The organism is Mycobacterium heidelbergense, assembly GCF_010730745.1.
Taxonomy (GTDB): Bacteria; Actinomycetota; Actinomycetes; order Mycobacteriales; family Mycobacteriaceae; genus Mycobacterium; species Mycobacterium heidelbergense.
The window spans coordinates 4,090,328-4,112,456 of record NZ_AP022615.1 but is presented as its reverse complement, the minus strand read 5'-3'; the positions used below and the strand labels follow the sequence as shown (position 1 = coordinate 4,112,456).

Here is a 22,129-nt window from a genome sequence, read left to right as displayed (position 1 = left end):
ACAGGAGTGCTCGGTTGAAGAAACTGGGGTCCACCCGTAAGCCCCGTAAGCCGCGGAGCGATCGTTCGCGACGGCGTCTTCGCCGGCGCCTGTCCGGCGGGTTGCTGCTGCTGATCGCGCTGACCATCGCCGGCGGGCTGGCCGCGGTCCTGACCCCCACCCCGCAGGTGGCCGTCGCCGACGAGTCCTCGTCGGCGTTGCTGCGCAACGGCAAGCAGCTGTTCGACACCTCGTGCGTGTCCTGCCACGGCGCCAACCTGCAAGGCGTGCCCGACCACGGGCCGAGCCTGATCGGCGTCGGCGAGGCGGCCGTCTACTTCCAGGTGTCCACCGGCCGGATGCCCGCCATGCGCGGCGAGGCCCAGGCGCCGCGGAAGGAACCGATCTTCGACGAGTCCCAGATCGACGCGATCGGCGCCTACATCCAGGCCAACGGCGGCGGCCCCACCGTCATGCGCAACCCCGACGGCAGCATCGCGATGCGATCGCTGCGCGGCAACGACCTGGGCCGCGGCGGCGACCTGTTCCGGCTCAACTGCTCCTCGTGCCACAACTTCACCGGAAAGGGCGGCGCGCTGTCGTCCGGCAAGTACGCCCCGGATCTGGGGTCCGCGAATGAAGAGCAGATCCTCACCGCGATGCTGACGGGCCCGCAGAACATGCCGAAGTTCTCCGACCGCCAGCTCTCCTTCGAGGCCAAGAGGGACATCATCGGCTACGTCAAGGCCGTCTCCGAGGAGCGCCAGCCGGGCGGCTACGGCCTCGGTGGATTCGGACCCGCACCCGAGGGCATGGCCATGTGGATCATCGGCATGGTGGCCGCCATCGGGCTGGCACTGTGGATTGGGGCGCGGTCATCATGAGCGACTTGTCGGACAAGGGCGCGCGGGAGCCCGACGAGGCCGCGCTGGCCACGATGTCGCAGCAGGAGCTGGTGGCGCTGGGCGGCAAACTCGACGGCGTCGAGACCGTCTACAAGGAGCCGCGCTGGCCGATCGAGGGCACCAAAGCCGAAAAGCGCGCCGAGCGCTCGGTGGCGCGGTGGCTTTTGCTGGGCGGCGCATTCGGGCTGGCGCTGCTGCTGGTCTTCCTGTTCTGGCCGTGGGAGTACAAGCCGCGGGAGGCCGCGGGCAGCTTCCTGTACTCGCTGGCCACCCCGCTGTATGGCCTGACCTTCGGGCTGTCGATCCTGTCGATCGCCATCGGCGCGGTCCTGTATCAGAAAAAGTTCATCCCGGAAGAGATTTCGATCCAGCAGCGGCATGACGGCGCCTCCCGCGAGATCGACCGCAAGACCGTGGTGGCCAACCTGGCCGACGCCTACCAGGGGTCCACGATCGGACGCCGCAAGCTGGTCGGGCTGTCGCTGGGGATGGGCCTGGGCGCGTTCGGCCTCGGCACCTTGGTGGCGTTTGCCGGCGGCCTCATCAAGAACCCGTGGAAGCCGGTGGTTCCCACGGCCGACGGCCTGAAGGCCGTGCTGTGGACCTCGGGCTGGACCCCGCGCTATCACGGCGAAACCATCTATTTGGCGCGGGCCACCGGCGCCAGCGAAGGGGCGCCGTTCGTCAAGATGCGCCCCGAGGACATGGACGCCGGCGGCATGGAGACCGTGTTCCCGTGGCGCGAGTCCGACGGCGACGGCACCACCGCGGAATCGCACGAAAAGCTGTCGGCGATCAAGATGGGCGTCCGCAATCCCGTGATGCTCATCCGCATCCGGCCCAGCGACATGGGCCGGGTGGTCAAACGGCAGGGGCAGGAGAGCTTCAACTTCGGCGAGTTCTTCGCCTTCACCAAGGTCTGCTCGCATCTGGGCTGCCCGTCGTCGCTGTACGAACAACAGTCCTACCGAATCCTGTGCCCGTGTCACCAGTCGCAGTTCGACGCGTTGCATTTCGCCAAGCCGATCTTCGGCCCGGCGGCGCGCGCGTTGGCGCAACTGCCCATCACCATCGACCGCAACGGGTATCTGGTCGCCAACGGTGACTTTGTCGAGCCCGTCGGACCGGCATTTTGGGAGCGCACCACATGAGTCCGAAACTGAGTCCCCCGAAGATCGGTGATGTCCTGGCCCGCCAGGGCGAGGACATCGACACGCGGTATCACCCGTCGGCGGCCGTGCGCAGACAGCTCAACAAGGTCTTCCCCACCCACTGGTCGTTCCTGCTGGGCGAGATCGCGCTGTACAGCTTCATCATCCTGCTGATCACCGGCGTGTACCTGACGCTGTTCTTCGACCCGTCCATGACCGAGGTCACCTACAACGGCGCCTACCAGCCGCTGCGCGGAGTCGAGATGTCGCGCGCCTACGAGTCGGCGCTGAACATCTCCTTCGAGGTGCGGGGCGGCCTGTTCGTCCGGCAGATCCACCACTGGGCCGCGCTGATGTTCGCCGCGGCGATCATGGTGCACCTGGCGCGCATCTTCTTCACCGGGGCGTTCCGCCGGCCGCGCGAGGCCAACTGGGTGATCGGGTCGCTGCTGCTGATCCTGGCCATGTTCGAGGGCTACTTCGGCTATTCGCTGCCCGACGACCTGCTGTCGGGCATCGGCCTGCGCGCCGCGTTGTCGTCGATCACGCTGGGCATGCCGGTGATCGGCACCTGGCTGCACTGGGCGCTGTTCGGCGGCGACTTCCCCGGCACCATCCTGATCCCCCGGCTCTACGCCCTGCACATTTTGCTGCTGCCGGGGATCATCCTGGCCCTCATCGGGCTGCACCTGGCGTTGGTGTGGTTCCAGAAGCACACCCAGTTCCCCGGGCCCGGCCGCACCGAGCACAACGTCGTCGGCGTGCGGGTGATGCCGATCTTCGCGGTCAAGTCCGGCGCGTTCTTCGCGGCCATCGTCGGCGTGCTGGGCCTGATGGGCGGCCTGCTGCAGATCAACCCGATCTGGAACCTGGGGCCCTACAAGCCATCCCAGGTGTCGGCCGGCTCGCAGCCCGACTTCTACATGATGTGGACCGAGGGCCTCGCGCGCATCTGGCCGCCGTGGGAGTTCTACTTCTGGCACCACACCATTCCCGCGGTGGTCTGGGTCGCGCTGATCATGGGCGCGGTGTTCATCCTGCTGATCATCTACCCGTTCCTGGAGAAGCGGTTCTCCGGCGACTACGCGCACCACAATTTGCTGCAACGGCCGCGTGACGTGCCGGTGCGCACCTCGATCGGCGCCATGGCGATCGCGTTCTACATGGTGCTCACCCTCGCGGCGATGAACGACATCATCGCGTTCAAGTTCCACATCTCGCTGAACGCGACGACGTGGATCGGGCGCATCGGGATGGTGCTCCTCCCGCCGCTCATCTACTTCGTCACCTATCGGTGGTGCATCGGGCTGCAGCGCAGCGACCGGGCGGTGCTCGAGCACGGCGTCGAGACCGGCATCATCAAGCGGCTGCCGCACGGCGCCTACATCGAGCTGCACCAGCCGCTCGGCCCCGTCGACGACCACGGTCACCCGATACCGCTGGAATACGAGGGCGCGGCCGTGCCCAAGCGCATGAACAAGCTGGGCTCGGCCGGATCGCCGGGCAGCGGCAGCTTCTTGTCAGCCGATCCGGCGTCCGAGGACGGCGCGCTGCGCGAGGCGGCGCACGCCTCCGAGCAGCGTGCCCTGACCGCGCTGCGCGACTACCAGGACAGCATCGCCGGCTCGACGAACGGCGAGCACTAGCCGAGGCTCGATGCCGCCGGCGCAGACTCGGCGTCAGCGGGCGTCAACGAGGCGGCGCAGCTGCCGAATGTGTAGCCACTCGACCACCGGCATGGCCGCGGTGACGGCCCCGGCCAGGGCGTAGCCGAACCAGGACGGGCCGTCGTGGCCGACGGCCATCAGATAGGTTGCCGTCGCGACCGCGATCAGCGCGGCGCCCATCGTGCCCGTCAGAATGACGGTGCCGCGCAACCACACCCGGTCCACGGCGGCGCCGGACCACTCTTCCGGTGCGGGCGCGGGTGCCGCCACGTGGACCCGCTGCTGACGCGCGCGCTCGGCGGCCGTGCGCGGGGCGGGAGACATCAGCCGCACCGGGGGCCTGTTCGGGGCGTGCCCCGCGGTCGACCGGGCGGCCGGGTCGGTCAGCCCCATGCGACGAGCCCGCAACAGCACCGGGATCGCCCCCGCGATGATCAGCGCCGAAACGATGATGACGCCGTACAACACCCACGGCGTGTGGGGATCCTTGGCCATCTGGTGGAAGCCCCGACCCAGATCCACCAGCGCGACGGCGGCGGCCACGCTCACGCCCAACAGCACCAGCCAGATGGCGGCGCACGCCCCGACCAGTATGCGATCGATGACGTCCGGCGGCACCGTGTCGGAACCGCGCCGATAGGCGGAATATCTGCTGACCATCAGCAGCTCGTCTGCGGCGCGTCGTTGGTGTTCGACGACAGCACCGTTCCGTCGCTTGTGGTGATCGAGCAATTGAGCCTGCTGACCCGGAACAGGCTGGACGCCTCGACCGAGCCGACGTCGGATTGCGAGATCGGTGTGACGGTCATCGACCAGGGGATGTACACGTTGTGCTGCGTGCGCCGCCGCCCGGAGGCGTCGACGTAGGTCACCGAAATGATGTCGCCGGGCGCCTTGGTGCCGGTCACCGAGTAGGTGACCTGGCGCGGCCCGGCCGGCGTGGTCGGGGGCGGCGGGACCGGCGCCGCCGCCGTTGAGGTCGCCGGCGGTGGCGCGGCGGTGGTCGTCGCCGGCGGGGGCGGCGGTGGCGGAGGTGGCGTCATCGTGGGGGTCGGGGTCTCCGTAGGCGTTGGGGTCTCAGTGCTGGGCGGTGGCGGCGGTGGCGGCGGAGGAGGAGGCGGCGGTTTGGTGGTGGTGATCTCGTCCTGCAGGGGCGGGGTCGACGGGACGGTGGTCGTGGCGGGGTTGGCCAGCTTGCTGGTGTCGGTCCGGGCGACGAGCAGCGACACCGAAACCACGAGCGCCACCGCGGCGGCGATGGCGGCGATGCCGACCACCCACGGCCAGCGGGGAGCGCCGTGCTCGTCATCCGCGTCGGGCGGCTCGTCGTAGTCGTCGTAGTCGTAGAGCCGCAGATCGGCCGGCACGTACGGGCCGGTCACGAAATGCTCGGACTCGGGAGCCGAGTAGGCCCGCGAATACGCGTCCGTCTGGCCCGTCTGGTCGGCCGCCGCTATCTCGGCGCCGTCGTCGAGGGGCGCCAACTCGTCGTGGGATTCGGGTTCTTGACGTTCCACTTCGCCGGCGGAATCGGATCCTTCAGGTTCCCATCCCGGGGGATTCGGCCCGCTCATGTTTGCCTGCCCTGTCCAACTGCATCACGGGCGCGCGGGGCTCCACGGCTACATCGTTGCGCGCGCGCTCGGGAGATTCTCATATTGTGCCTGGGAAAACCCTACCCAACCGGATGGGCGGAAGAAGCCGTGGCGAACGCGCCGCGGATCAACTGGTGCCCTGATTGTGACCTTTGAGAGGCAAATCAGTGCTTCTCGGGCCCGACGTAATACTCGAAGACCAATCCCGCCGCCGACGCGAGGACGAACACCACCCCGGCGACGATCAACCACGGCAGCCACAGCGCGATGCCGGTGGCCGCCACCGAGCCCGACAACGCGATCAGGATCGGCCACCAACTGTGCGGGCTGAAGAACCCCAATTCCCCTGCGCCGTCACTGATCTCGGCACCCTCGTAGTCCTCGGGCCGAGTATCCAGCCGGCGGGCGACGAACCGGAAGAAGGTCGCCGTGATCAACGCCAGGCCGCCGGTCAGCGCCAACGCGGTGGTGCCCGCCCACTCCTCGCCGCCGGTGGCGAACAGCGCGGTCAGCACCCCGTACAGGATCGCCGTCACAACGAAAAAAGCGGCGATGAATTCGAACAGCCTCGCTTCGATATGCATTGAGCGTCCTCACCTACTGGCTTGCTGTCATTTCACCGCGGCGGGTATCGAACGGGTGCGTCGTCACCGCCAGCGGGGGCTGAGCGATCGCCTGCAACGCCTCGGCGTTGGTCTTGCCCTCGATCCGCTGCTGCAGGTAGGCCTTGAAGTCGTTGGCCGCCACCACCCGAACCTCGAAGTTCATCATCGAGTGGTAGGTGCCGCAGAACTCCGCGCAGTGGCCGACGAACGCGCCGGTCTTGGTGATCTCGTCGACCTGGAACACGTTGACCGAGTTGTTGGCCTCGGGGTTGGGCATCACGTCGCGCTTGAACAGGAATTCCGGCACCCAGAAGGTATGCACGACGTCCGCGGACGCCAGCCGGAATTCGACGCGCTTGCCGGCCGGCAGCACCAGCACCGGGATCTGGGTGGCGGTTCCCAGGGTCTCGACCTTGTCGAAATCCAGGTAGGTCCGGTCCTCGGTGTTGAGGCCGCGCACCGGCCCGACGCGCTCCTCGCCGTGGGCGTCCTTGCCCTCCGGCTTGGAGACCATCGCCTTTTTGCGGGCGGGATCGGCGCCGTCATAGGTCAGCGTGCCGTCCTTGAAGTTGACGCGCTGATAGCCGAACTTCCAGTTCCATTGGAAGGCGGTGACGTCGACGACGACCTCGGGGTCCTTGGCCAGATGCAGCATCTTCTCCTGCACCACCACGGTGAAGTAGAACAGCACGGAGATGATGAGGAACGGCGTCACGGTGAGCACCAGCTCCAGCGGCATGTTGTAGCCGAACTGTCGGGGCAGTTCGGTGTCGGTCGCCTTCTTCCGGTGGAACGCGGACGACCAGAACATGAGGCCCCACACGATGACGCCAACGACCAGGGCGGCGATCACCGATCCGACCCACAGCTCCCGATTCCAATGGGCCTGCGGGGTGATGCCCTCCGGCCAGCCCATGCCCAGCACCTGCTGCCAGCTGCATCCGCTCAGGGTTACCGCCAGCGCGCCCAGCGTCGCGGCCAGCGCCAGCGGCCGAAGGCGACGGGCCGGACCCCGCCGAGCGCCCGCGGTACGGCCTGCAAAAAGCTCCCGAAACCTGCCCTGCGACAAACGTTGCGAACGGACCTGCTCGCCAGGTGTCACGTCGGCGCCTCCTGCTCGGATATCGAATACTACGCAGCGTAGACCACGCCGCTCACCCCGGCGACGAAACCCCGGGCGGTCGGGCGGCGGCACGCCCCCGATGTGCGGCATACTGGGGCGCCGTGTGTGGTCTGCTGGCGTTCGTCGCGGCCCCGGCCGGCGTGGGCGCCGCCAAGGCCTCCGCGGCCGCCGCCGACAGCGCGATCGCCCGCGCGTCGCATTTGATGCGCCACCGCGGGCCCGACGAGCCGGGCACCTGGACGGACCCGCTGAGCGACGGCTCCGTCGTCTTCGGCTTCAACCGGCTGTCCATCATCGACATCGCGCACTCGCACCAGCCGCTGCGCTGGGGGCCGCCGGAGGCGCCGGACCGCTACGTGCTGGTGTTCAACGGCGAGATCTACAACTACCTGGAGCTGCGCGAGGAGCTGGCCGCCCGGCACGGCGCCGCCTTCGCCACCGACGGTGACGGCGAGGCCATCGTCGCCGGCTACCACGCCTGGGGCGCCGGGGTGCTGACGCGGCTGCGCGGCATGTTCGCGTTCGCGCTGTGGGACACCGTCGCTGGCGAATTATTCTGCGCGCGTGACCCTTTCGGCATCAAGCCGCTGTTCATGGCCACCGGCACCGGCGGCACCGCGGTGGCCAGCGAGAAGAAGTGCCTGATGGACCTGGCCGAGTTGGTGGGGTTCGACACCGGCATCGACCTCCGCGCCGTGCAGCACTACACGGTCCTGCAATACGTGCCGGAGCCCGAGACGCTGCACCGCGGCGTGCGCCGGCTGGAATCGGGCTGCTACGCGCGGATCCGGCCCGGGTTGGCGCCCGAGGTCACCCGCTACTTCGTCCCGCGCTTTGCCGCGGTGCCCATCAGCCGCGACACCGAGCAGGCCCGCTACGACGAAATCACCGCGGTGCTCGAGGACTCGGTGGCCAAGCACATGCGCGCCGACGTCACCGTCGGCGCGTTCCTGTCCGGGGGCATCGACTCCACGGCCATCGCGGCGCTGGCCATCCGGCACAACCCGCGGCTGATCACGTTCACCACGGGTTTCGAGCGCGAGGGGTTCTCCGAGGTGGACGTGGCCGTCGCGTCCGCCGAGGCGATCGGCGCCCGGCACATCGCCAAGGTGGTCAGCCCCGACGAGTTCGTCGCCGCCCTGCCCGAGATCGTCTGGTACCTCGACGAGCCGGTCGCCGACCCCGCGCTGGTGCCGCTGTTCTTCGTCGCCCGCGAGGCCCGCAAGCACGTCAAGGTGGTGCTGTCCGGCGAGGGCGCCGACGAGCTGTTCGGCGGCTACACGATCTACCGGGAGCCGCTGTCGCTCAAGCCCTTCGAGTATCTGCCGCGCCCGGTGCGGCGGTCGATGGGCAGGGTGTCCAAGCCGCTGCCGGAGGGCATGCGCGGCAAGAGCCTGCTGCATCGCGGGTCGCTGACGCTCGAGGAGCGCTACTACGGCAACGCCCGCAGCTTCTCCGACGCGCAGCTGCGCGGCGTGCTGCCCGGGTTCCGCGAGGAATGGACCCACACCGACGTGACCGCGCCCGTGTACGCGGAGTCGGCGGGCTGGGACCCGGTGGCCCGCATGCAGCACGTCGACCTGTTCACCTGGCTGCGCGGCGACATCCTGGTCAAGGCCGACAAGATGACGATGGCCAACTCGCTGGAGCTGCGGGTGCCGTTCCTGGATCCCGAGGTGTTCGCCGTCGCCTCCCGGCTGCCGGTGGAGGCGAAGATCACCCGCACCACCACCAAGTACGCGCTGCGCCGTGCGCTGGAGCCCATCGTGCCGGCGCACGTGCTGCACCGGCCCAAGCTGGGGTTCCCGGTGCCGATCCGGCATTGGCTGCGCGCGGGCGAGCTGCTGGAGTGGGCGTACGCGCTGGTGGACTCGTCGCAGGCGGGCCAACTGGTCGATCTATCCGCGGTGCGCCGGATGCTCGACGAGCACCGGAACGGCGTGAGCGATCACAGCCGCCGGCTGTGGACCGTGCTGATCTTCATGCTCTGGCACGCGATCTTCGTCGAGCACAGCGTGGTGCCGCGGATCAGCGAGCCGGTCTACCCCGTCCAGCTCTGACCCCCCCCACCCCCCTCGCGAGCAGACGCAGACTCGCACGCGGAGGTGCTTCGCCGTGCGATTCCGCGTCTGCTCGCCAAGCTGACTAGGCCAGCACCGCGGCGATCTCGGCGGCGGCGCCCTCGCCGTACGCGCCGGCCAGCCGGTTCGCCGCGACCTCGTGGTCCCAGGTCCACTCCTGGGTCCCGGTCGACTCCAGCACCAGCACCGCGACCAGCGAGCCCAGCTGCGCGGAACGCTCCAGGCTGAGACCCGCGCTGCGGCCGGTGAGGAAACCCGCGCGGAACGCGTCGCCGACGCCGGTCGGGTCGACCTGGCTGGTCTCGGGCACCACGTCGACGTGGGTGATGGTGCCGTCGGGCTCGACCACGTCGACGCCCTTGGGGCCCAGCGTGGTCACCCGCAGGTCGACCTGCGCCATCACGTCGGCCTCCGTCCAGCCGGTCTTTGACAGCATCAGATCCCACTCGTAGTCGTTGGTGAACAGGTACTTGGCGCCATCGATGAGCTTGCGGATCTCGTCCCCGGACAGCCGGGCCAGCTGCTGGGACGGGTCGGCGGCGAAGGGCAGCCCGAGCCTGCGGCACTCCTCGGTGTGCACCAGCATGGCCTCCGGGTCGTTCGCGCCGATGATCACCAACTCCGGCGTGCCCGTGGCCGAGACCACGTCGGCGAGCTTGATGTTGCGGGCCTCCGACATGGCGCCCGGGTAGAACGACGCGATCTGGGCCATGTCGATGTCGGTGGTGCAGGTGAAGCGCGCCGTGTGCGCGCTCTCGGAGATCAGGACGTTGTCGCAGTTGACGTTGTGGGCCCGCAGCCATTCGCGATAGTCGGCGAAGTCGTCGCCGGCCGCGCCGACCAGCGCGACGTCGCCGCCCAGCACGCCGATGGCGAAGGCGATGTTTCCCGCCACGCCGCCGCGGTGAATCACCAGGTCGTCGACCAGAAAACTGAGCGACACCTTCTGCAGGTGCTCGGGCAGCAGCTGCTCGGAAAACCGGCCGGGGAACCGCATCAGATTGTCGGTCGCAATCGAACCTGTCACCGCGATCGTCACGAAATCTCCACCCTTCGTTAGTAAGGTTATCTAGCTTACTCAGGCGTAATGAGCGTCGTCGCGTCACGGTCGGCCGCCCGTCGTGCGCTAGCCTGCCTAGAAACCACTCAAGCAACTCACCCAAGTCGCCGAGACCCCCAGGCTCGGGCAGTCCCGTCTACCACCGTAGGAGAACCACATGGCCGGTCCGCACACGCCGAATCACACTGTCGGCGGCGACGGACCAACGCCCCACGCCGAGCCCCGTCCGGTTGAATTCCCCAATGAATCCGCGCCCGGCGGCCCGGGTTTCGGCCCCCCACCGACCGGCGATATGGGGTCCCCCGCGGCCAATTATCCCGGGCAACCGCCGCAGGTGCCGTACCCGAGGCGGCGGTCCAGGCGGGGGCTGATCATCGGCATCCTGGTGGCCGTCGCGCTGGCGACCGCGATGACGCTGGCGATCGCGTACGGGGTTCGCACCAACGGCGCCAACACCGGCACCGCGTTCTCCGAAGGCGCGGCCAAAGCGGCGATTCAGGACTATCTGGACGCGCTCGAGCATCGCGACAGCGACGTCATCGTCCGCAACGCGCTATGCGGCCTGTACGACGGCGTGCGCGACAAACGGTCCGACCAGGCGCTGGCGAAGATGAGCAGCGACGCCTTCCGCAGGCAGTTCTCCGAGGTGCAGCTGACCTCGGTCGACAAGATCGTGTACCTGTCGCAGTATCAGGCCCAGGCCCTGTTCACCATGCGCGTGGCGCCCGCGACCGGCGGACCGTCGCGCGGCGAGCTGCAAGGCGTGGCCCAGCTGCTTTTCCAGCGCGGCCAGATCCTGGTCTGCTCGTATGTACTCCGCGCCGGGGGCTCGTACTAGCCCCGGGTCAGTTGAACGAGTCCCCGCAGGCGCAGGAACCGCCGGCGTTGGGGTTGTCGATGGTGAACCCCTGCTTTTCGATGGTGTCGACGAAGTCGATGGACGCGCCTTCGACGTAGGGCGCGCTCATCCGGTCCACCGTCAAGGTCACGCCGCCGAACTCCGCGGTCAGGTCGCCATCCAGGGTCCGGTCGTCGAAGAAGAGGTTGTAGCGCAGTCCGGCACACCCGCCCGGCTGTACCGCGATGCGCAGCGCCAGGTCGTCACGGCCCTCCTGGTCCAGCAGGGACTTCGCTTTGGCAGCGGCGACCTCGGTCAGGATCACGCCGTGGGTCTTGGCGGTCGACTCGTTTTGCACCGTCATTGCTTCTCCTACCTGGCTCATCGTCGGGGGCGGTTCCGCTTTCGGTTCGATCCCCTGCGTCAACGGTACATCGCGGGACCGCTATTCCCGAGTCTCGCCGCGACCTGTGACGCTAATCCCATGAGCTGATTCGCCGCGTCGGCCTGCGCCAACCGCACCGAACCGGCGTACTCGGCCATGGACAGGGCCGACATGATGCCCGCCGAGCGCACCGCGGAATTCTCCAGGCCGACCTGGCCGGCCAGCACGATCACCGGAATTCCCAGCGGGCGCGCCGAATCCGCAAGGAAGCCAACCACCTTCCCGTGCAGGGACTGCTCGTCGAACCGGCCCTCACCGGTGACGATCATGTCCGCGACCTCGAGGTCCTCGGCCAGGTGGGTGTGCTCGGCGATGATCTCCGCACCCGACTCGCACCGGCCGCCGAGCGCGAGCAGCCCGGCGCCGATGCCACCGGCGGCGCCCGCGCCCGGCTCCGCGCTGACGTCCCGTCCGGCCACGGCTTCCAGTTCCAGCGCCCACGCCTCGAGGCGGACCTCGAGCGCCGCGACGGTGGCCGTGTCCGCGCCCTTCTGCGGCCCGAACACCCTGGCCGCGCCCCAGGGCCCCACCAGGGGGTATTCGGTGTCCGAGGCGGCGATCAGCTCCACGTCGGCCAGCCGTTCGCGGGCGGCGTCCAACCCGCCCAGCTGGGCGATCATGCCCTGCCCGCCGTCGGTGCACGCGCTGCCGCCCAGCCCGACCACGATCCGCTTCGCCCCCGCCCGCAGCGCCTCGTCGATCAGCTGCCCCACCCCACTGCTGCCGGCCGCCAGCGCGGTTTCCGGGGTGGGAGCGGCGCCGAGCTGGGGCAGACCGCACGCCTGCGCGCATTCCAGATACGCCGTCGACGAGGACCGGTCGAACACCCACTCGGCGGTCACCGTGGTGTCCAGCGGCCCGCACACCCGCAGTCGCCGCTTCTTCCCCAGGCGGCTGGCCAGCACCTCGACGAAGCCCGGGCCGCCGTCGGACTGGGGTGCGACGATGAACCGATCGGCCGGACGCGACCGGGTCCAGCCGGTCGCGATGGCGGCGGCGGCTTGCACGGCCGACAGGCTGTCCCCGTAGCAATCCGGCGCCACCAGGACCTGCATGGCCGGCAACCGGAGACGGCCGGGTGCGAGGCCACCGGCAGCGTCATCCGAGGCCATCGTGCCATCGTCCATCAAAGGTCGCCATTCATCACAGTCAAGCGTAGGGCCAAGCGATGCGCTGGCGCATGCCCAATAACGCCGTGTTCCGGGCGCATTACGGGGTGGCCCACCGGCGAAGTAACCTGGCCACTGTGAAGCTGATGGGCCGCAAGAAGGGCCATGACGACGACCTCGACGGCGCCCGCGACGGGGCCACGGTGGACACCCAGGCTCCCGGGTCCGGGCGGACCGGCCCCAAGGGTCGGCCCACGCGCAAGCGCAGCGAGGCCGGGCGCTACGCGAAAAAGGGCCCGGTCGCGCCGGCGCCCATGACCGCATCCGAGGCGCGGGCCCGGCGCAAATCGCTGGCCGGCCCCAAGCTCAGCCGCGACGAGCGCAGGGCCCAGAAAGCCGCCGGCCGCGCCCGGATGACCGATCGCCGGGAACGCATGATGGCCGGCGAAGAGGCATACCTGCTGCCGCGCGATCAGGGGCCGGTGCGGCGCTACGTGCGCGACGTGGTGGACTCCCGGCGCAACGTCCTGGGCCTGTTCATGCCGGCGACCCTGGCCCTGCTGTTCGGCATGTTCGCCCTCCCGCAGGTCCAGCTTTATGCCTCCCCGGTGATGCTGGTGCTGATGTTGGTGATGGGCGTCGACGGGCTCATCCTGGGCCGCAAGGTGAGCAGGCTGGTCGACGCGAAGTTCCCGGATCACGTCGAAAGCCGTTGGAAACTGGGCATTTACGCGGCGGGCCGGGCTTCCCAAATGCGCCGGATGCGGGCACCGCGGCCCCAGGTCGAGCGCGGCGGCAGTGTTGATTGAGCGGCGTCCGAAAGCCGTTTGACTCCAGTGCGCACTCTGGTGCTCGGCGGGATCAGGTCGGGCAAGTCCCGGTGGGCGGAGGGGGCCATCGCCGAAACCCTGCCACCGGGCGCGCCGGTCCGCTACCTCGCCCCGGGGCCGGCCGGCCACGGCGATGCGGCCTGGGCGGAGCGGGTCGCGCGGCACCGCGATCGCCGGCCCGCGCAGTGGTCCACGGTCGAAACCGGCGACGTCGCAACGCAATTGCGGCAGGCGCCGGACACCCCGACGCTCGTCGACGACCTCGGCGGCTGGCTGACCGGCACGCTGGACCGAAACCACGCGTGGGACGACGGGTCGGTGGCGGCCCCGGTTGACGAATTGCTGGCCGCGGTGGGCGCATTCGGTTCCACGCTGGTGCTGGTCAGCCCGGAGGTGGGGCTGACCGTGGTGCCGGCGACCACGTCCGGACGCCGGTTCGCCGACGAATTGGGCGACCTCAACCAGCGGGTCGCCGCGTTGTGCGACCGGGTGGTGCTGGTGGTCGCCGGGCAGGCCATGCCGATCAAGCCGCCGGGAACCTGATGGAATTCGCGCCAGTGTCGCCGCCCGACGCGGGCGCCGCAGCGGCCGCCCGCGCCCGCCAGGACACCCTGACCAAGCCGCGCGGCGCCCTGGGCCGCCTCGAGGACCTGTCGGTGTGGGTCGCGTCGTGCCAGGGGCGTTGTCCGCCAAGGCAATTCCAGCGCGCCCGGGTGGTGGTCTTCGCGGGCGACCACGGCGTCGCGCGGTCGGGGGTGTCGGCGTACCCGCCGGAGGTGACCGCCCAGATGGTGGCCAATATCGACGCGGGCGGGGCGGCGATCAACGCGCTGGCCGACGTCGCCGGGGCAACGGTGCGGATCGCGGATTTATCTGTGGACGCCGGGGCGGCCTCGGAGCGGATCGGCGCGCACAAGGTGCGGCGCGGCAGCGGCGACATCACGGTGCGGGACGCGTTGACCCACGACGAGACCGTCGCCGCGATCGCCGCGGGCCGGGCCATCGCCGACGAGGAGGTCGACGCCGGCGCCGACCTGCTCATCGCGGGCGACATGGGGATCGGAAACACCACGCCTGCAACGGTTTTGGTGGCGGCGCTGACCAACGCCGAGCCGGTCGCGGTGGTGGGCTTCGGGACCGGGATCGACGACGCGGGATGGGCACGCAAGACGGCCGCGGTGCGTGACGCCCTGTTTCGGGCCCGGCCCGTGTCGCACGACCCCGTCGGGCTGCTGCGCTGCTGCGGCGGCGCGGATCTGGCCGCGATGGCGGGCTTTTGCGCGCAGGCCGCGGTGCGGCACACCCCGTTGCTGCTCGACGGCATGGCGGTGACGGCCGCCGCGGTGGTCGCCGAGCGCCTGGCGCCCGGCGCCCGGCACTGGTGGCAGGCCGGCCACCGGTCCACCGAGCCGGGCCACGCGCTGGCCCTGGCGGCGCTCGAGTTGGACCCGATCCTGGACCTGCGGATGCGGCTGGGCGAGGGAACGGGCGCCGCGGTGGCGCTGCCGGTGCTGCGCGCGGCGGTGTCCGCGCTGTCGTCGATGGCGACCTTCACCGAGGCCGGCGTGGCCGGGCCTGCTCCGTGATGCGCTCTCTGGCAACGGCTTTCGTGTTCGGGACGGTGCTGCCCCTCCCCCGGTCCGCCGGCGCGCCGATGGGCCGCGGAGCCATGACCGCCCTTCCGGTGGTCGGCGCGGCGCTGGGCGCCCTGGCCGCGACCGTCACGTGTTGCGGCGCATGGGCTTTCGGCCCGGCCAGCCCGCTGCCCGGGCTGCTGGCCGTGGCGGCGCTGCTGCTCGCGACCCGCGGGCTGCACATCGACGGCGTCGCCGACACCGCCGACGGGCTGGGCTGCTACGGCCCGCCGCGACGCGCGCTGGCGGTGATGCGCGACGGGTCGACCGGTCCGTTCGGTGTGGCCGCCGTCGTGCTGGTGATCCTGTTGCAGGGGCTGGCCTTCTCGGCGCTGCGACCGGCGGGGATCCTCGTGGCGGTCCTGGCCGGCCGGGTCGCCGCGGTGCTGGCGTGCCGCCGGTCGGTGCCGGCGGCCGAGGGCAGCGCGTTGGGCGCCCGGGTCGCCGGGACCCAGCCCGCGCCGGTGGTGGCCGCCTGGGTGGCGGTGCTGCTCGCGGTGTCGGCGCTGGCGGGTGCCCGGCCGTGGCAGGGGCCGGTGGCGGTCCTGGTCGCGGTGGGCTGCGGCGCGGCGCTGGTGGCACACTGCGTGCGCCGGTTCGGCGGCGTCAGCGGCGACGTGCTGGGCGCCGCGATCGAGCTGACGACGACGGTGGCCGCGGTGACGCTCGCCGGACTCCACGGCTGAGCAGACAGAGAATCGCCCATTTTCGCGCGAAAATGGGCGATTCTCTGTCTGCTCGCGGGGCGGCTCAGCCCAGCCGGGCCATCCAGCCGTGGGTGTCGGCGAAGGTGCCCCGCTGGATCCCCGTCAGCGTGTCGCGCAGCGCCATCGTCACCTCGCCCGGTTGCCCGTCGGCGATGGTGAACTCGGTGTCGCCGTACTTCACCCGCGACACGGGGGTGATGACGGCGGCGGTGCCGCACGCGAACACCTCGGTGATCTCGCCCGCGGCGGCCTTCTTCTGCCACTCGTCGATGTCGATCCTGCGTTCCTCGACGGAGAACCCGGCATCAATGGCCAACTGCAGCAACGAATCCCGCGTGATACCCGGGAGCAGCGAGCCGGACAGCTCGGGGGTGACCAGCCGCGCCGATCCGCCGCTGCCGAGCACGAAGAACAGGTTCATCCCCCCCATCTCTTCGATGAAGCGGCGTTCGACGGCGTCCAGCCACACCACCTGGTCGCAACCGTTTTCGGCGGCCTGGGCCTGAGCCAGCAGCGACGCCGCGTAGTTGCCGCCGAACTTGGCCGCGCCGGTGCCGCCCGGGCTGGCCCGCACGTACTCCGTCGACACCCACACGGTGACGGGGCTGATGCCGCCCTTGAAGTACGCGCCGGCGGGCGAGGCGATCAGCAGGTAGCGGTACTGCTTGGCCGGACGCACGCCCAGTCCCGATTCGGTGGCGAAGACGAACGGCCGCAGATACAGCGCGTCTTCGCCCCCGGCCCGCGGCACCCAGGCGTTGTCGACGGCGATGAGCTGGCACAGGGATTCGATGAACAGGCTTTCGGGCAGTTCGGGAATCGCGAGCCGCCGCGCCGACGACCGCAGCCTGGCCGCGTTGGCCTCGGCGCGAAACGACACGATGGAGCCGTCCGCCCAGCGGTAGGCCTTGAGACCTTCGAAGACTTCCTGCGCGTAGTGCAGCACGATCGCCGACGGGTCCAGCTCGATCGGGCCGTACGGAATGACCCGCGCGTTGTGCCAGCCCCGGCCCTCGGCGTAGTCGATCGACACCATGTGGTCGGTGAAGTATTTGCCGAAACCCGGTTCGGCCAGGATTGATTCACGTTCGGTGTCGGTCGCGGGACTGGACGCGCGCATCACCGTGAACTCGAGTGAGCCGCTGGTCATGGGGCCGATTGTATATCCGCGCGCCACCGGGTTTTTGCCACGTGGACGGTCGGCTAACGCGTTTTCAGGGTGACGAACGGCGGGCGCACGACGTCGCACTCGGCCGCGCGGCCGCGGACGTCGACGGTGACGCGCTGCCCGTCGTCGATTTCCGCGCCGGTGTCGATCAACGCCAACGCGATGCCGACCTGCAGTGTCGGGGAGAACGTTCCCGAGGTGGTGACCCCGACGGGCGTGTCCCCGGCCAGCACCGTCAGGCCGGGCCGTAGCACGCCGCGGCCGACCATCCGCAGGCCCCGCAGCAGCCGCCGCGGCCCGGCCTCCTTTTCGGCCAGCAGCGCGTCGCGGCCGAAGAACGCGTCCTTCTTCCAGCCGACCGCCCAGCCGCATCCGGCCTGCAGCGGCGAGATGTCGACCGAAAGTTCTTGCCCGTGCAGCGGATAGCCCATCTCGGTGCGCAGCGTGTCGCGGGCGCCCAGGCCGGCCGGCTGCCCGCCGGCGCCTGAGACCGCCTTGTGCAGCGCGTCGAACACCACGCCCGCGGAGTCCCACGGCGGCAGCAGTTCGTAGCCGTGCTCGCCGGTGTATCCGGTGCGGCACACCCGCACCGGCACCCCCGAGTACACGGCGTCGGCGTAGCCCATGTAATCCATGCCGGTCGGCAGGCCCAGCGCGTCGAGCACGTCGGCCGACCGTGGGCCCTGCACGGCCAGCACCGCATAGGAGCGATGCTCGTTGGTGATCGTCAGGCCGGCCCCCAAACCGGCCTCAGCGGCCGCCTTGAGCGCGTCGACCACGGCGGCGGTGTTGGCGGCGTTGGGCACCAGGAAGATCTCGTCGTCGTCGACGTAGTAGGCGATCAGGTCGTCGATGACGCCGCCGGATTCGGTGCAGCACAGCGTGTATTGGGCCTTGCCGGGGCCTATGCGGCCCAGGTCGTTGGTGAGCGCGGAGTTGATGAAGCGCGCGGCGCCCGGCCCGCGGACCAGCGCCTTGCCGAGGTGGCTGACGTCGAACAGGCCGACCGCGGTGCGGGTGGCGTTGTGCTCGCTGACGGTTCCGGCGTAGGACACCGGCATCAGCCAGCCGCCGAATTCGGCGAAGCTCGCGCCAAGCTCGCGATGGCGTTCTTCCAGCGGTCCGTGCAACAGCCCATCGGTCACGACGCCCCACCCTAATCGGCGCGGCCGCCGGCGCACTTGGGGAGGTGTCCGGTCCGCGCCGCGGGGACGCTGGCGGGCCCGGCCCCGCCGCCGGTGATTTAGGGTGGTTGGCCGTGACCACCGAACCGGCTTATCAAGCCCCCGCCATCCCATCCGTCCAGGTCGCCGCGTCGCTGCCGAAGCGCGGCGCGGGTTCCGCGGTATTGCTGGTGCCGGTCGTATCGACCGGCGACGAGGACACGCCTGGCGCGGTTGTCGCCGCGGCCGGGCCGTTTCTGCCTCCCGAAGCCGTCGCCGAGATCGAGGCCGGCCTGCGGGCGCTGGCGGCCACCGGCGGCAGCGAACAGGTGCACCGGCTGGTGATCCCGTCGCTGCCGGTGGCCAGCGTCGCGACGATCGGCCTGGGCAAGCCGCGATCGGAGTGGCCCGCCGACACCGTCCGTCGCGCCGCCGGCGTGGCGGCGCGCTCGCTGAACGGCGCCGAGGCGCTGATCACCACCCTGGCCGAACTACCGGGTGACGACATCGCCTCGGCCGTCGTGGAGGGCCTGATCCTGGGCGGCTACCGGTTCACCGCCTTTCGCACCGACAGGACGGCGCCGAAAGACAAAGGGCTGCACAAGATCACGGTGCTGGCCACCTCGAAGGACGCCAAGAAGCAGGCCGGCCACGGGGCGGCCGTGGCGACCGCGGTGGCCACGGCCCGCGACCTGGTCAACACCCCGCCCAGCCACCTGTTTCCCGCCGAATTTGCTAGGCGCGCAAAGGCTTTGGGTGAATCCACCGGCCTCGAGGTGGAGGTGCTGGACGACAAGGCGCTGCAGAAGGCCGGCTACGGCGGGGTGATCGGCGTCGGCCAGGGCTCGTCGCGCCCGCCTCGGTTGGTTCGGCTGATCCATCGCGGTTCGAAGCTGGCCAAGAGGCCCAAGCAGGCGAAGCGAGTTGCGCTGGTCGGCAAGGGCGTCACGTTCGACACCGGCGGCATCTCGATCAAGCCGGCCGCCTCGATGCACTACATGACCTCCGATATGGGTGGCGCCGCCGCGGTGATCGCGACCGTGGTGCTGGCCGCGCGGCTGCAGCTGCCCCTCGACGTGATCGCCACCGTGCCGATGGCCGAGAACATGCCGTCGGCCACCGCGCAGCGCCCGGGCGACGTGCTGACGCAGTACGGCGGCACCACGGTCGAGGTGCTCAACACCGACGCCGAGGGCAGGCTCATCCTGGCCGACGCCATCGTCCGGGCGTGCGAGGACCACCCGGACTATCTGATCGAGACGTCCACGCTGACCGGCGCGCAGACGGTGGCGCTGGGCGCCCGCATCCCCGGGGTGATGGGCAGCGACGAGTTCCGCGACCGGGTCGCGGCGATCTCGCAGCGGGTGGGCGAGAACGGCTGGCCGATGCCGCTGCCCGACGAGCTCAAGGACGACCTGAAGTCCACGGTGGCCGACCTGGCCAACGTCAGCGGCCAGCGCTACGCCGGCATGCTGGTGGCCGGGGTGTTCCTGCGCGAGTTCGTCGCCGACGGCGTGAGCTGGGCGCACATCGACGTCGCGGGCCCGGCCTATAACACCGGCGGCGCGTGGGGATACACGCCCAAGGGCGCCAGCGGCGTCCCCACCCGGACCATGTTCGCCGTGCTGGAAGACATCGCCGACAACGGCTAGCTTCCCCCGCCTCGCCTCCCCCTCACCTGGCGTCACGCGTTCCCCACTCGCCGAGCGTCACGCCAGCGTGACGCCGCTCGCCGAACGCCACGCTGGCGTGACGCTCGGCGACCCGAGGCGGCTGCCGGCGACCGTCGGTTTAGGTTTCGCGGCCAGTGGTTATTAAGCCTGTACCAGACCGACGTTGGACGGGAGACGAATAGTGACTGCGCGACGGTTGATCATCGCGGTGGGTGCCGCGCTTTTGCTGGCCGGCGTCATCGGCTTGTTGGTACCGGTTTCCGTATCGGACCCCAACGGCAATTCGATCTCGTGCGGCAACGGGGTTGCCGCCGATTTGTCCGCCGCGCGAAGCGCCAACGACAAGAACGGTGCGAACATTCCGATCCTGAACCAAGTCCTCCCGCACACCGACTATGTGGCGCAATGCCAGTCGGCGGTCAGCGGCCGGCGCATGTGGACCATCCCGTTGGCGGTCGTCGGGGTCGTCGCGGTCGGCGGCGCGCTGCTGGTCCGGCGATCGGCGGGCACTGGATCGGGTCTAGATCAGACGGTTTAGATCACCTTGAACCGCGCGGTGCTGCGCAGCGCCTGCGGCGCGATCCGGGAAATGCCGTAGAACGCGTACGCCTCCGGCGCGACGGGGCGGATCGGCTTCATCTTCTTGACCGACGACAAGATCGCGTTGGCGACGTTCTCCGGCCCGTAGTGGCGCAGCGCGAACAATTTGCCGAGCTGGCCCCGCCGGCCGTCGACGTCCTCGCCCTTGCCCGCGGGCGCGTCGAAGCGGGTGGTGTTGATGATGTTGGTGTTGATGACACCCGGGCAGATCGTCGTCAGCCCGACATCCGCGGCGTCGAGCTCGGCCCGCAGGCAGTCGGAGAACATGTACGCCGCGGCCTTGGAGGTGCAGTAGGCGCTCAGCGACTGCAGCGGAGCGTACGCGGCCATCGAGGCCACGTTGACGATGTGGCCGCCGGTGCCGCGTTCGACCAAACGCCGCCCGAACGACCGGCAACCGTTCACCACGCCGCCGAGGTTGACGTCCAGCACGCGGTCGAACTGCTCGGCGGGCGTGTCCAGGAACCCGCCGGCGTGCCCGATGCCGGCGTTGTTGACCACGATGTCGGGGACGCCGTACTCGGCGCTGACCCGCTCGGCGAACGCCTCGACCGCGTCGCCGTCCGACACGTCGAGCACATACGGGTGCGCCACACCGCCGCGCGCCGCGATCTCGGCGGCGGTCTCCTTGACGGCGGCCTCGTCGATATCGCTGACGATCACCTCGGCGCCCTCGCGCGCGAAGGCGAACGCCGTCGCCCGGCCGATGCCGCTGGCGGCGCCGGTGACCGCGACCAGGGTGTCGCCGAACGCCTCGCGGGGACGCCCGACCTGCGCGCGCAGCAGCGCGCGGCTCGGCCGCTTGCCCTCGGCCAGGTCGGCGACGTCGTGCACCGCGGCCGCCATCACCTGCGGGTGCGACATGGGCGAAAAGTGGCCCGCCTTGATGTCGCGGCGCCACAGCCGCGGGACCCAGCGCGCCGCGCCGTCGTACCCGTAGGGCCGCACGTAGCGGTCCTGGGTGTTGACGATGAGCTGCACCGGCACGTCGACGACGTGGATCGGCCGCTTCCCGGAAAACGAGCGAAAGTAGTTGGCGGGGTAGGTTTTTACCGAGTGCGCGGCGTCGCGGGCCAGCGTGGCGGAGTGATGGATCTTCTCGCCGGGGATGTTGTCGACCATGTTCCGCCGCACCGGCGCGAGGGACAGCGCGACCCGCAGCACCAGCGGCGCCAGCACCGGTATCGAGAAGAACGCCATGTAGGTCAGCCGCAGGGCCTGGCTGACGGCCCGCGCGAAGGTTCGCGGGCGCCAGGGCCGCCGCAGGCCACCGAAGATGTAGTCGACGAGCTGGTCCTGGCTCGGGCCGGACACCGACGTGAACGACGCGACCCGGTCGTTCGCGCCCGGGCGGCTCAGGTACTCCCACACGCCGACCGAGCCCCAGTCGTGGGCCAGGACGTGCACCGGCCGCCCGGGGCTGAGCTCGCCGATCACCGCGGCGAAGTCGTCGGCGAACCGGGCCATGGCGTACGCGGATACCGGCTTGGGCACCGACGACATGCCGACGCCGCGGTTGTCGTAGCGGATGACGCGGAACCGCTCGGCCAGCAGCGGCACGACGCCGTCCCACAGCACGTGCGAGTCGGGGAAGCCGTGCACCAACACGACGGTCGGGCCGGCGCCGTTGCCCTCTTCGTAGACCGCGAGGCGCACGCCGTCCGCGCTGTCGACGAACCGCTGGGGCGCCTGGTGTAGTGCCGGCATCGGACCTCCCCGCTCTGACTGGCAGTGGCCACACCGTAGCAAGCGCGCCGGGTCCGGCCCGGTGCCCGAGCGCGGTCCGCCCTGGATGT

The 22,129-nt window shown here is 70.2% G+C and carries 21 protein-coding genes; 11 read left to right on the top strand and 10 right to left on the bottom strand.

The genetic code is table 11. From position 1 onward, the window contains the following. Nucleotides 1–14: 14 nt before the first annotated feature. From qcrC to qcrB, 3 genes are read left to right on the top strand one after another with little or no spacing between them, the layout of a single operon-like run. A complete protein-coding gene (qcrC, locus tag G6N25_RS19250; RefSeq protein WP_083076410.1) occupies nt 15–863 on the top strand; it encodes a cytochrome bc1 complex diheme cytochrome c subunit in 849 nt (282 codons plus the stop codon). Beyond that, a complete protein-coding gene (gene qcrA, locus G6N25_RS19245) occupies nt 860–2,035 on the top strand; it encodes a cytochrome bc1 complex Rieske iron-sulfur subunit (protein WP_083076488.1) in 1,176 nt (391 codons plus the stop codon). The genes qcrC and qcrA overlap by 4 nt, the downstream gene beginning before the upstream one ends. Beyond that, complete coding sequence (gene qcrB, locus G6N25_RS19240; protein ID WP_083076407.1) at nt 2,032–3,681, top strand: cytochrome bc1 complex cytochrome b subunit; 1,650 nt, start codon at nt 2,032–2,034, stop codon at nt 3,679–3,681. Before qcrA ends, qcrB begins: the two co-directional genes overlap by 4 nt. 33 nt (nt 3,682–3,714) lie before the next feature. On the opposite strand, the gene G6N25_RS19235 is transcribed toward qcrB, so the two are convergent. From G6N25_RS19235 to ctaC, 4 genes are all read right to left on the bottom strand, one after another. Continuing rightward, the gene (locus G6N25_RS19235) at nt 3,715–4,362 is read right to left on the bottom strand and encodes a DUF2561 family protein (RefSeq protein ID WP_083076404.1); all 648 of its coding nucleotides are present in this window, start codon (nt 4,360–4,362) and stop codon (nt 3,715–3,717) included. Then, complete coding sequence (locus G6N25_RS19230; RefSeq protein WP_163672487.1) at nt 4,362–5,276, bottom strand: MmpS family transport accessory protein; 915 nt, start codon at nt 5,274–5,276, stop codon at nt 4,362–4,364. The genes G6N25_RS19235 and G6N25_RS19230 overlap by 1 nt, the downstream gene beginning before the upstream one ends. Nucleotides 5,277–5,461: 185 nt before the next feature. Then, nucleotides 5,462–5,881 (bottom strand): cytochrome c oxidase subunit 4, encoded by a 420-nt coding sequence (locus tag G6N25_RS19225; RefSeq protein WP_083077376.1) that lies wholly within the window; start codon nt 5,879–5,881, stop codon nt 5,462–5,464. Nucleotides 5,882–5,894: 13 nt separating this feature from the next. Next, the gene (gene ctaC, locus G6N25_RS19220; protein WP_083077377.1) at nt 5,895–7,004 is read right to left on the bottom strand and encodes an aa3-type cytochrome oxidase subunit II; all 1,110 of its coding nucleotides are present in this window, start codon (nt 7,002–7,004) and stop codon (nt 5,895–5,897) included. Nucleotides 7,005–7,126: 122 nt separating this feature from the next. Between ctaC and asnB the strand changes: the two genes are divergently transcribed. Continuing rightward, nucleotides 7,127–9,085, top strand: a complete 1,959-nt coding sequence (asnB, locus tag G6N25_RS19215) for an asparagine synthase (glutamine-hydrolyzing) (protein ID WP_083077379.1) — start codon at nt 7,127–7,129, stop codon at nt 9,083–9,085. An 85-nt stretch (nt 9,086–9,170) separates the two neighbouring features. Here asnB and G6N25_RS19210 read toward each other — a convergent pair whose 3' ends face one another. Then, a complete protein-coding gene (locus tag G6N25_RS19210; RefSeq protein WP_083077381.1) occupies nt 9,171–10,145 on the bottom strand; it encodes a carbohydrate kinase family protein in 975 nt (324 codons plus the stop codon). A gap of 178 nt (nt 10,146–10,323) precedes the next feature. Between G6N25_RS19210 and G6N25_RS19205 the strand changes: the two genes are divergently transcribed. Further along, nucleotides 10,324–11,004: an Rv0361 family membrane protein gene (locus G6N25_RS19205; RefSeq protein ID WP_083077382.1), complete on the top strand. Its 681-nt coding sequence runs from the start codon at nt 10,324–10,326 to the stop codon at nt 11,002–11,004. A gap of 7 nt (nt 11,005–11,011) precedes the next feature. Here the strand turns inward: G6N25_RS19205 and G6N25_RS19200 are convergent, their stop codons facing one another. Then, nucleotides 11,012–11,368, bottom strand: a complete 357-nt coding sequence (locus G6N25_RS19200) for a HesB/IscA family protein (RefSeq protein WP_083077384.1) — start codon at nt 11,366–11,368, stop codon at nt 11,012–11,014. 59 nt (nt 11,369–11,427) lie between these two features. Beyond that, nucleotides 11,428–12,504: a glycerate kinase family protein gene (locus G6N25_RS19195; RefSeq protein WP_163672628.1), complete on the bottom strand. Its 1,077-nt coding sequence runs from the start codon at nt 12,502–12,504 to the stop codon at nt 11,428–11,430. Between the two features lie 191 nt (nt 12,505–12,695). Between G6N25_RS19195 and G6N25_RS19190 the strand changes: the two genes are divergently transcribed. Genes G6N25_RS19190 through G6N25_RS19175 form a run of 4 tightly spaced genes read left to right on the top strand, consistent with a single transcriptional unit; the run spans nt 12,696 to nt 15,708 of the window. After that, nucleotides 12,696–13,367 carry a DUF3043 domain-containing protein gene (locus G6N25_RS19190; RefSeq protein WP_083077398.1) on the top strand — a complete coding sequence of 224 codons (672 nt, stop codon included), beginning with the start codon at nt 12,696–12,698 and terminating at the stop codon, nt 13,365–13,367. A 27-nt stretch (nt 13,368–13,394) separates the two neighbouring features. After that, nucleotides 13,395–13,931, top strand: coding sequence for a bifunctional adenosylcobinamide kinase/adenosylcobinamide-phosphate guanylyltransferase (locus G6N25_RS19185; RefSeq protein WP_083077387.1), 537 nt, complete (start codon nt 13,395–13,397; stop codon nt 13,929–13,931). Further along, nucleotides 13,928–14,974 carry a nicotinate-nucleotide--dimethylbenzimidazole phosphoribosyltransferase gene (cobT, locus tag G6N25_RS19180; protein WP_163672625.1) on the top strand — a complete coding sequence of 349 codons (1,047 nt, stop codon included), beginning with the start codon at nt 13,928–13,930 and terminating at the stop codon, nt 14,972–14,974. The genes G6N25_RS19185 and cobT overlap by 4 nt, the downstream gene beginning before the upstream one ends. After that, nucleotides 14,971–15,708 carry an adenosylcobinamide-GDP ribazoletransferase gene (locus G6N25_RS19175; RefSeq protein ID WP_083077390.1) on the top strand — a complete coding sequence of 246 codons (738 nt, stop codon included), beginning with the start codon at nt 14,971–14,973 and terminating at the stop codon, nt 15,706–15,708. The genes cobT and G6N25_RS19175 overlap by 4 nt, the downstream gene beginning before the upstream one ends. A gap of 64 nt (nt 15,709–15,772) precedes the next feature. Here the strand turns inward: G6N25_RS19175 and G6N25_RS19170 are convergent, their stop codons facing one another. Further along, nucleotides 15,773–16,879 carry a branched-chain amino acid aminotransferase gene (locus tag G6N25_RS19170; RefSeq protein WP_083077392.1) on the bottom strand — a complete coding sequence of 369 codons (1,107 nt, stop codon included), beginning with the start codon at nt 16,877–16,879 and terminating at the stop codon, nt 15,773–15,775. 53 nt (nt 16,880–16,932) lie between these two features. Then, on the bottom strand, nt 16,933–18,042 hold the full coding sequence (gene gcvT, locus G6N25_RS19165) for a glycine cleavage system aminomethyltransferase GcvT (protein WP_083077393.1): 1,110 nt from the start codon (nt 18,040–18,042) through the stop codon (nt 16,933–16,935). A 113-nt stretch (nt 18,043–18,155) separates the two neighbouring features. Here gcvT and G6N25_RS19160 point away from each other — a divergent pair, with 113 nt between their 5' ends. Both G6N25_RS19160 and G6N25_RS19155 read left to right on the top strand, forming a co-directional pair. Next, complete coding sequence (locus G6N25_RS19160) at nt 18,156–19,712, top strand: leucyl aminopeptidase (RefSeq protein WP_142272884.1); 1,557 nt, start codon at nt 18,156–18,158, stop codon at nt 19,710–19,712. Nucleotides 19,713–19,914: 202 nt separating this feature from the next. Then, entirely contained in the window at nt 19,915–20,271 is a 357-nt protein-coding gene (locus G6N25_RS19155; protein ID WP_083077395.1) for an aminopeptidase, read from the top strand. Here the strand turns inward: G6N25_RS19155 and G6N25_RS19150 are convergent. Beyond that, entirely contained in the window at nt 20,268–22,040 is a 1,773-nt protein-coding gene (locus G6N25_RS19150; protein WP_083077396.1) for an SDR family oxidoreductase, read from the bottom strand. The two genes, G6N25_RS19155 and G6N25_RS19150, sit on opposite strands and share 4 nt — an antisense overlap. Between the last annotated feature and the right edge of the window lie 89 nt (nt 22,041–22,129).

Excerpts from the sequence above, each read along its gene's own strand:
- G6N25_RS19170 (WP_083077392.1), bottom strand. The coding sequence starts at position 16,879 with ATGACCAGCGGCTCACTCGAGTTCACGGTGATGCGCGCGTCCAGTCCC.
- G6N25_RS19205 (WP_083077382.1), top strand. The coding sequence starts at position 10,324 with ATGGCCGGTCCGCACACGCCGAATCACACTGTCGGCGGCGACGGACCA.
- qcrB (WP_083076407.1), top strand. The coding sequence starts at position 2,032 with ATGAGTCCGAAACTGAGTCCCCCGAAGATCGGTGATGTCCTGGCCCGC.
- G6N25_RS19225 (WP_083077376.1), bottom strand. The coding sequence starts at position 5,881 with ATGCATATCGAAGCGAGGCTGTTCGAATTCATCGCCGCTTTTTTCGTT.
- G6N25_RS19230 (WP_163672487.1), bottom strand. The coding sequence starts at position 5,276 with ATGAGCGGGCCGAATCCCCCGGGATGGGAACCTGAAGGATCCGATTCC.
- qcrA (WP_083076488.1), top strand. The coding sequence starts at position 860 with ATGAGCGACTTGTCGGACAAGGGCGCGCGGGAGCCCGACGAGGCCGCG.
- G6N25_RS19195 (WP_163672628.1), bottom strand. The coding sequence starts at position 12,504 with ATGCAGGTCCTGGTGGCGCCGGATTGCTACGGGGACAGCCTGTCGGCC.
- G6N25_RS19150 (WP_083077396.1), bottom strand. The coding sequence starts at position 22,040 with ATGCCGGCACTACACCAGGCGCCCCAGCGGTTCGTCGACAGCGCGGAC.
- G6N25_RS19235 (WP_083076404.1), bottom strand. The coding sequence starts at position 4,362 with ATGGTCAGCAGATATTCCGCCTATCGGCGCGGTTCCGACACGGTGCCG.
- G6N25_RS19200 (WP_083077384.1), bottom strand. The coding sequence starts at position 11,368 with ATGACGGTGCAAAACGAGTCGACCGCCAAGACCCACGGCGTGATCCTG.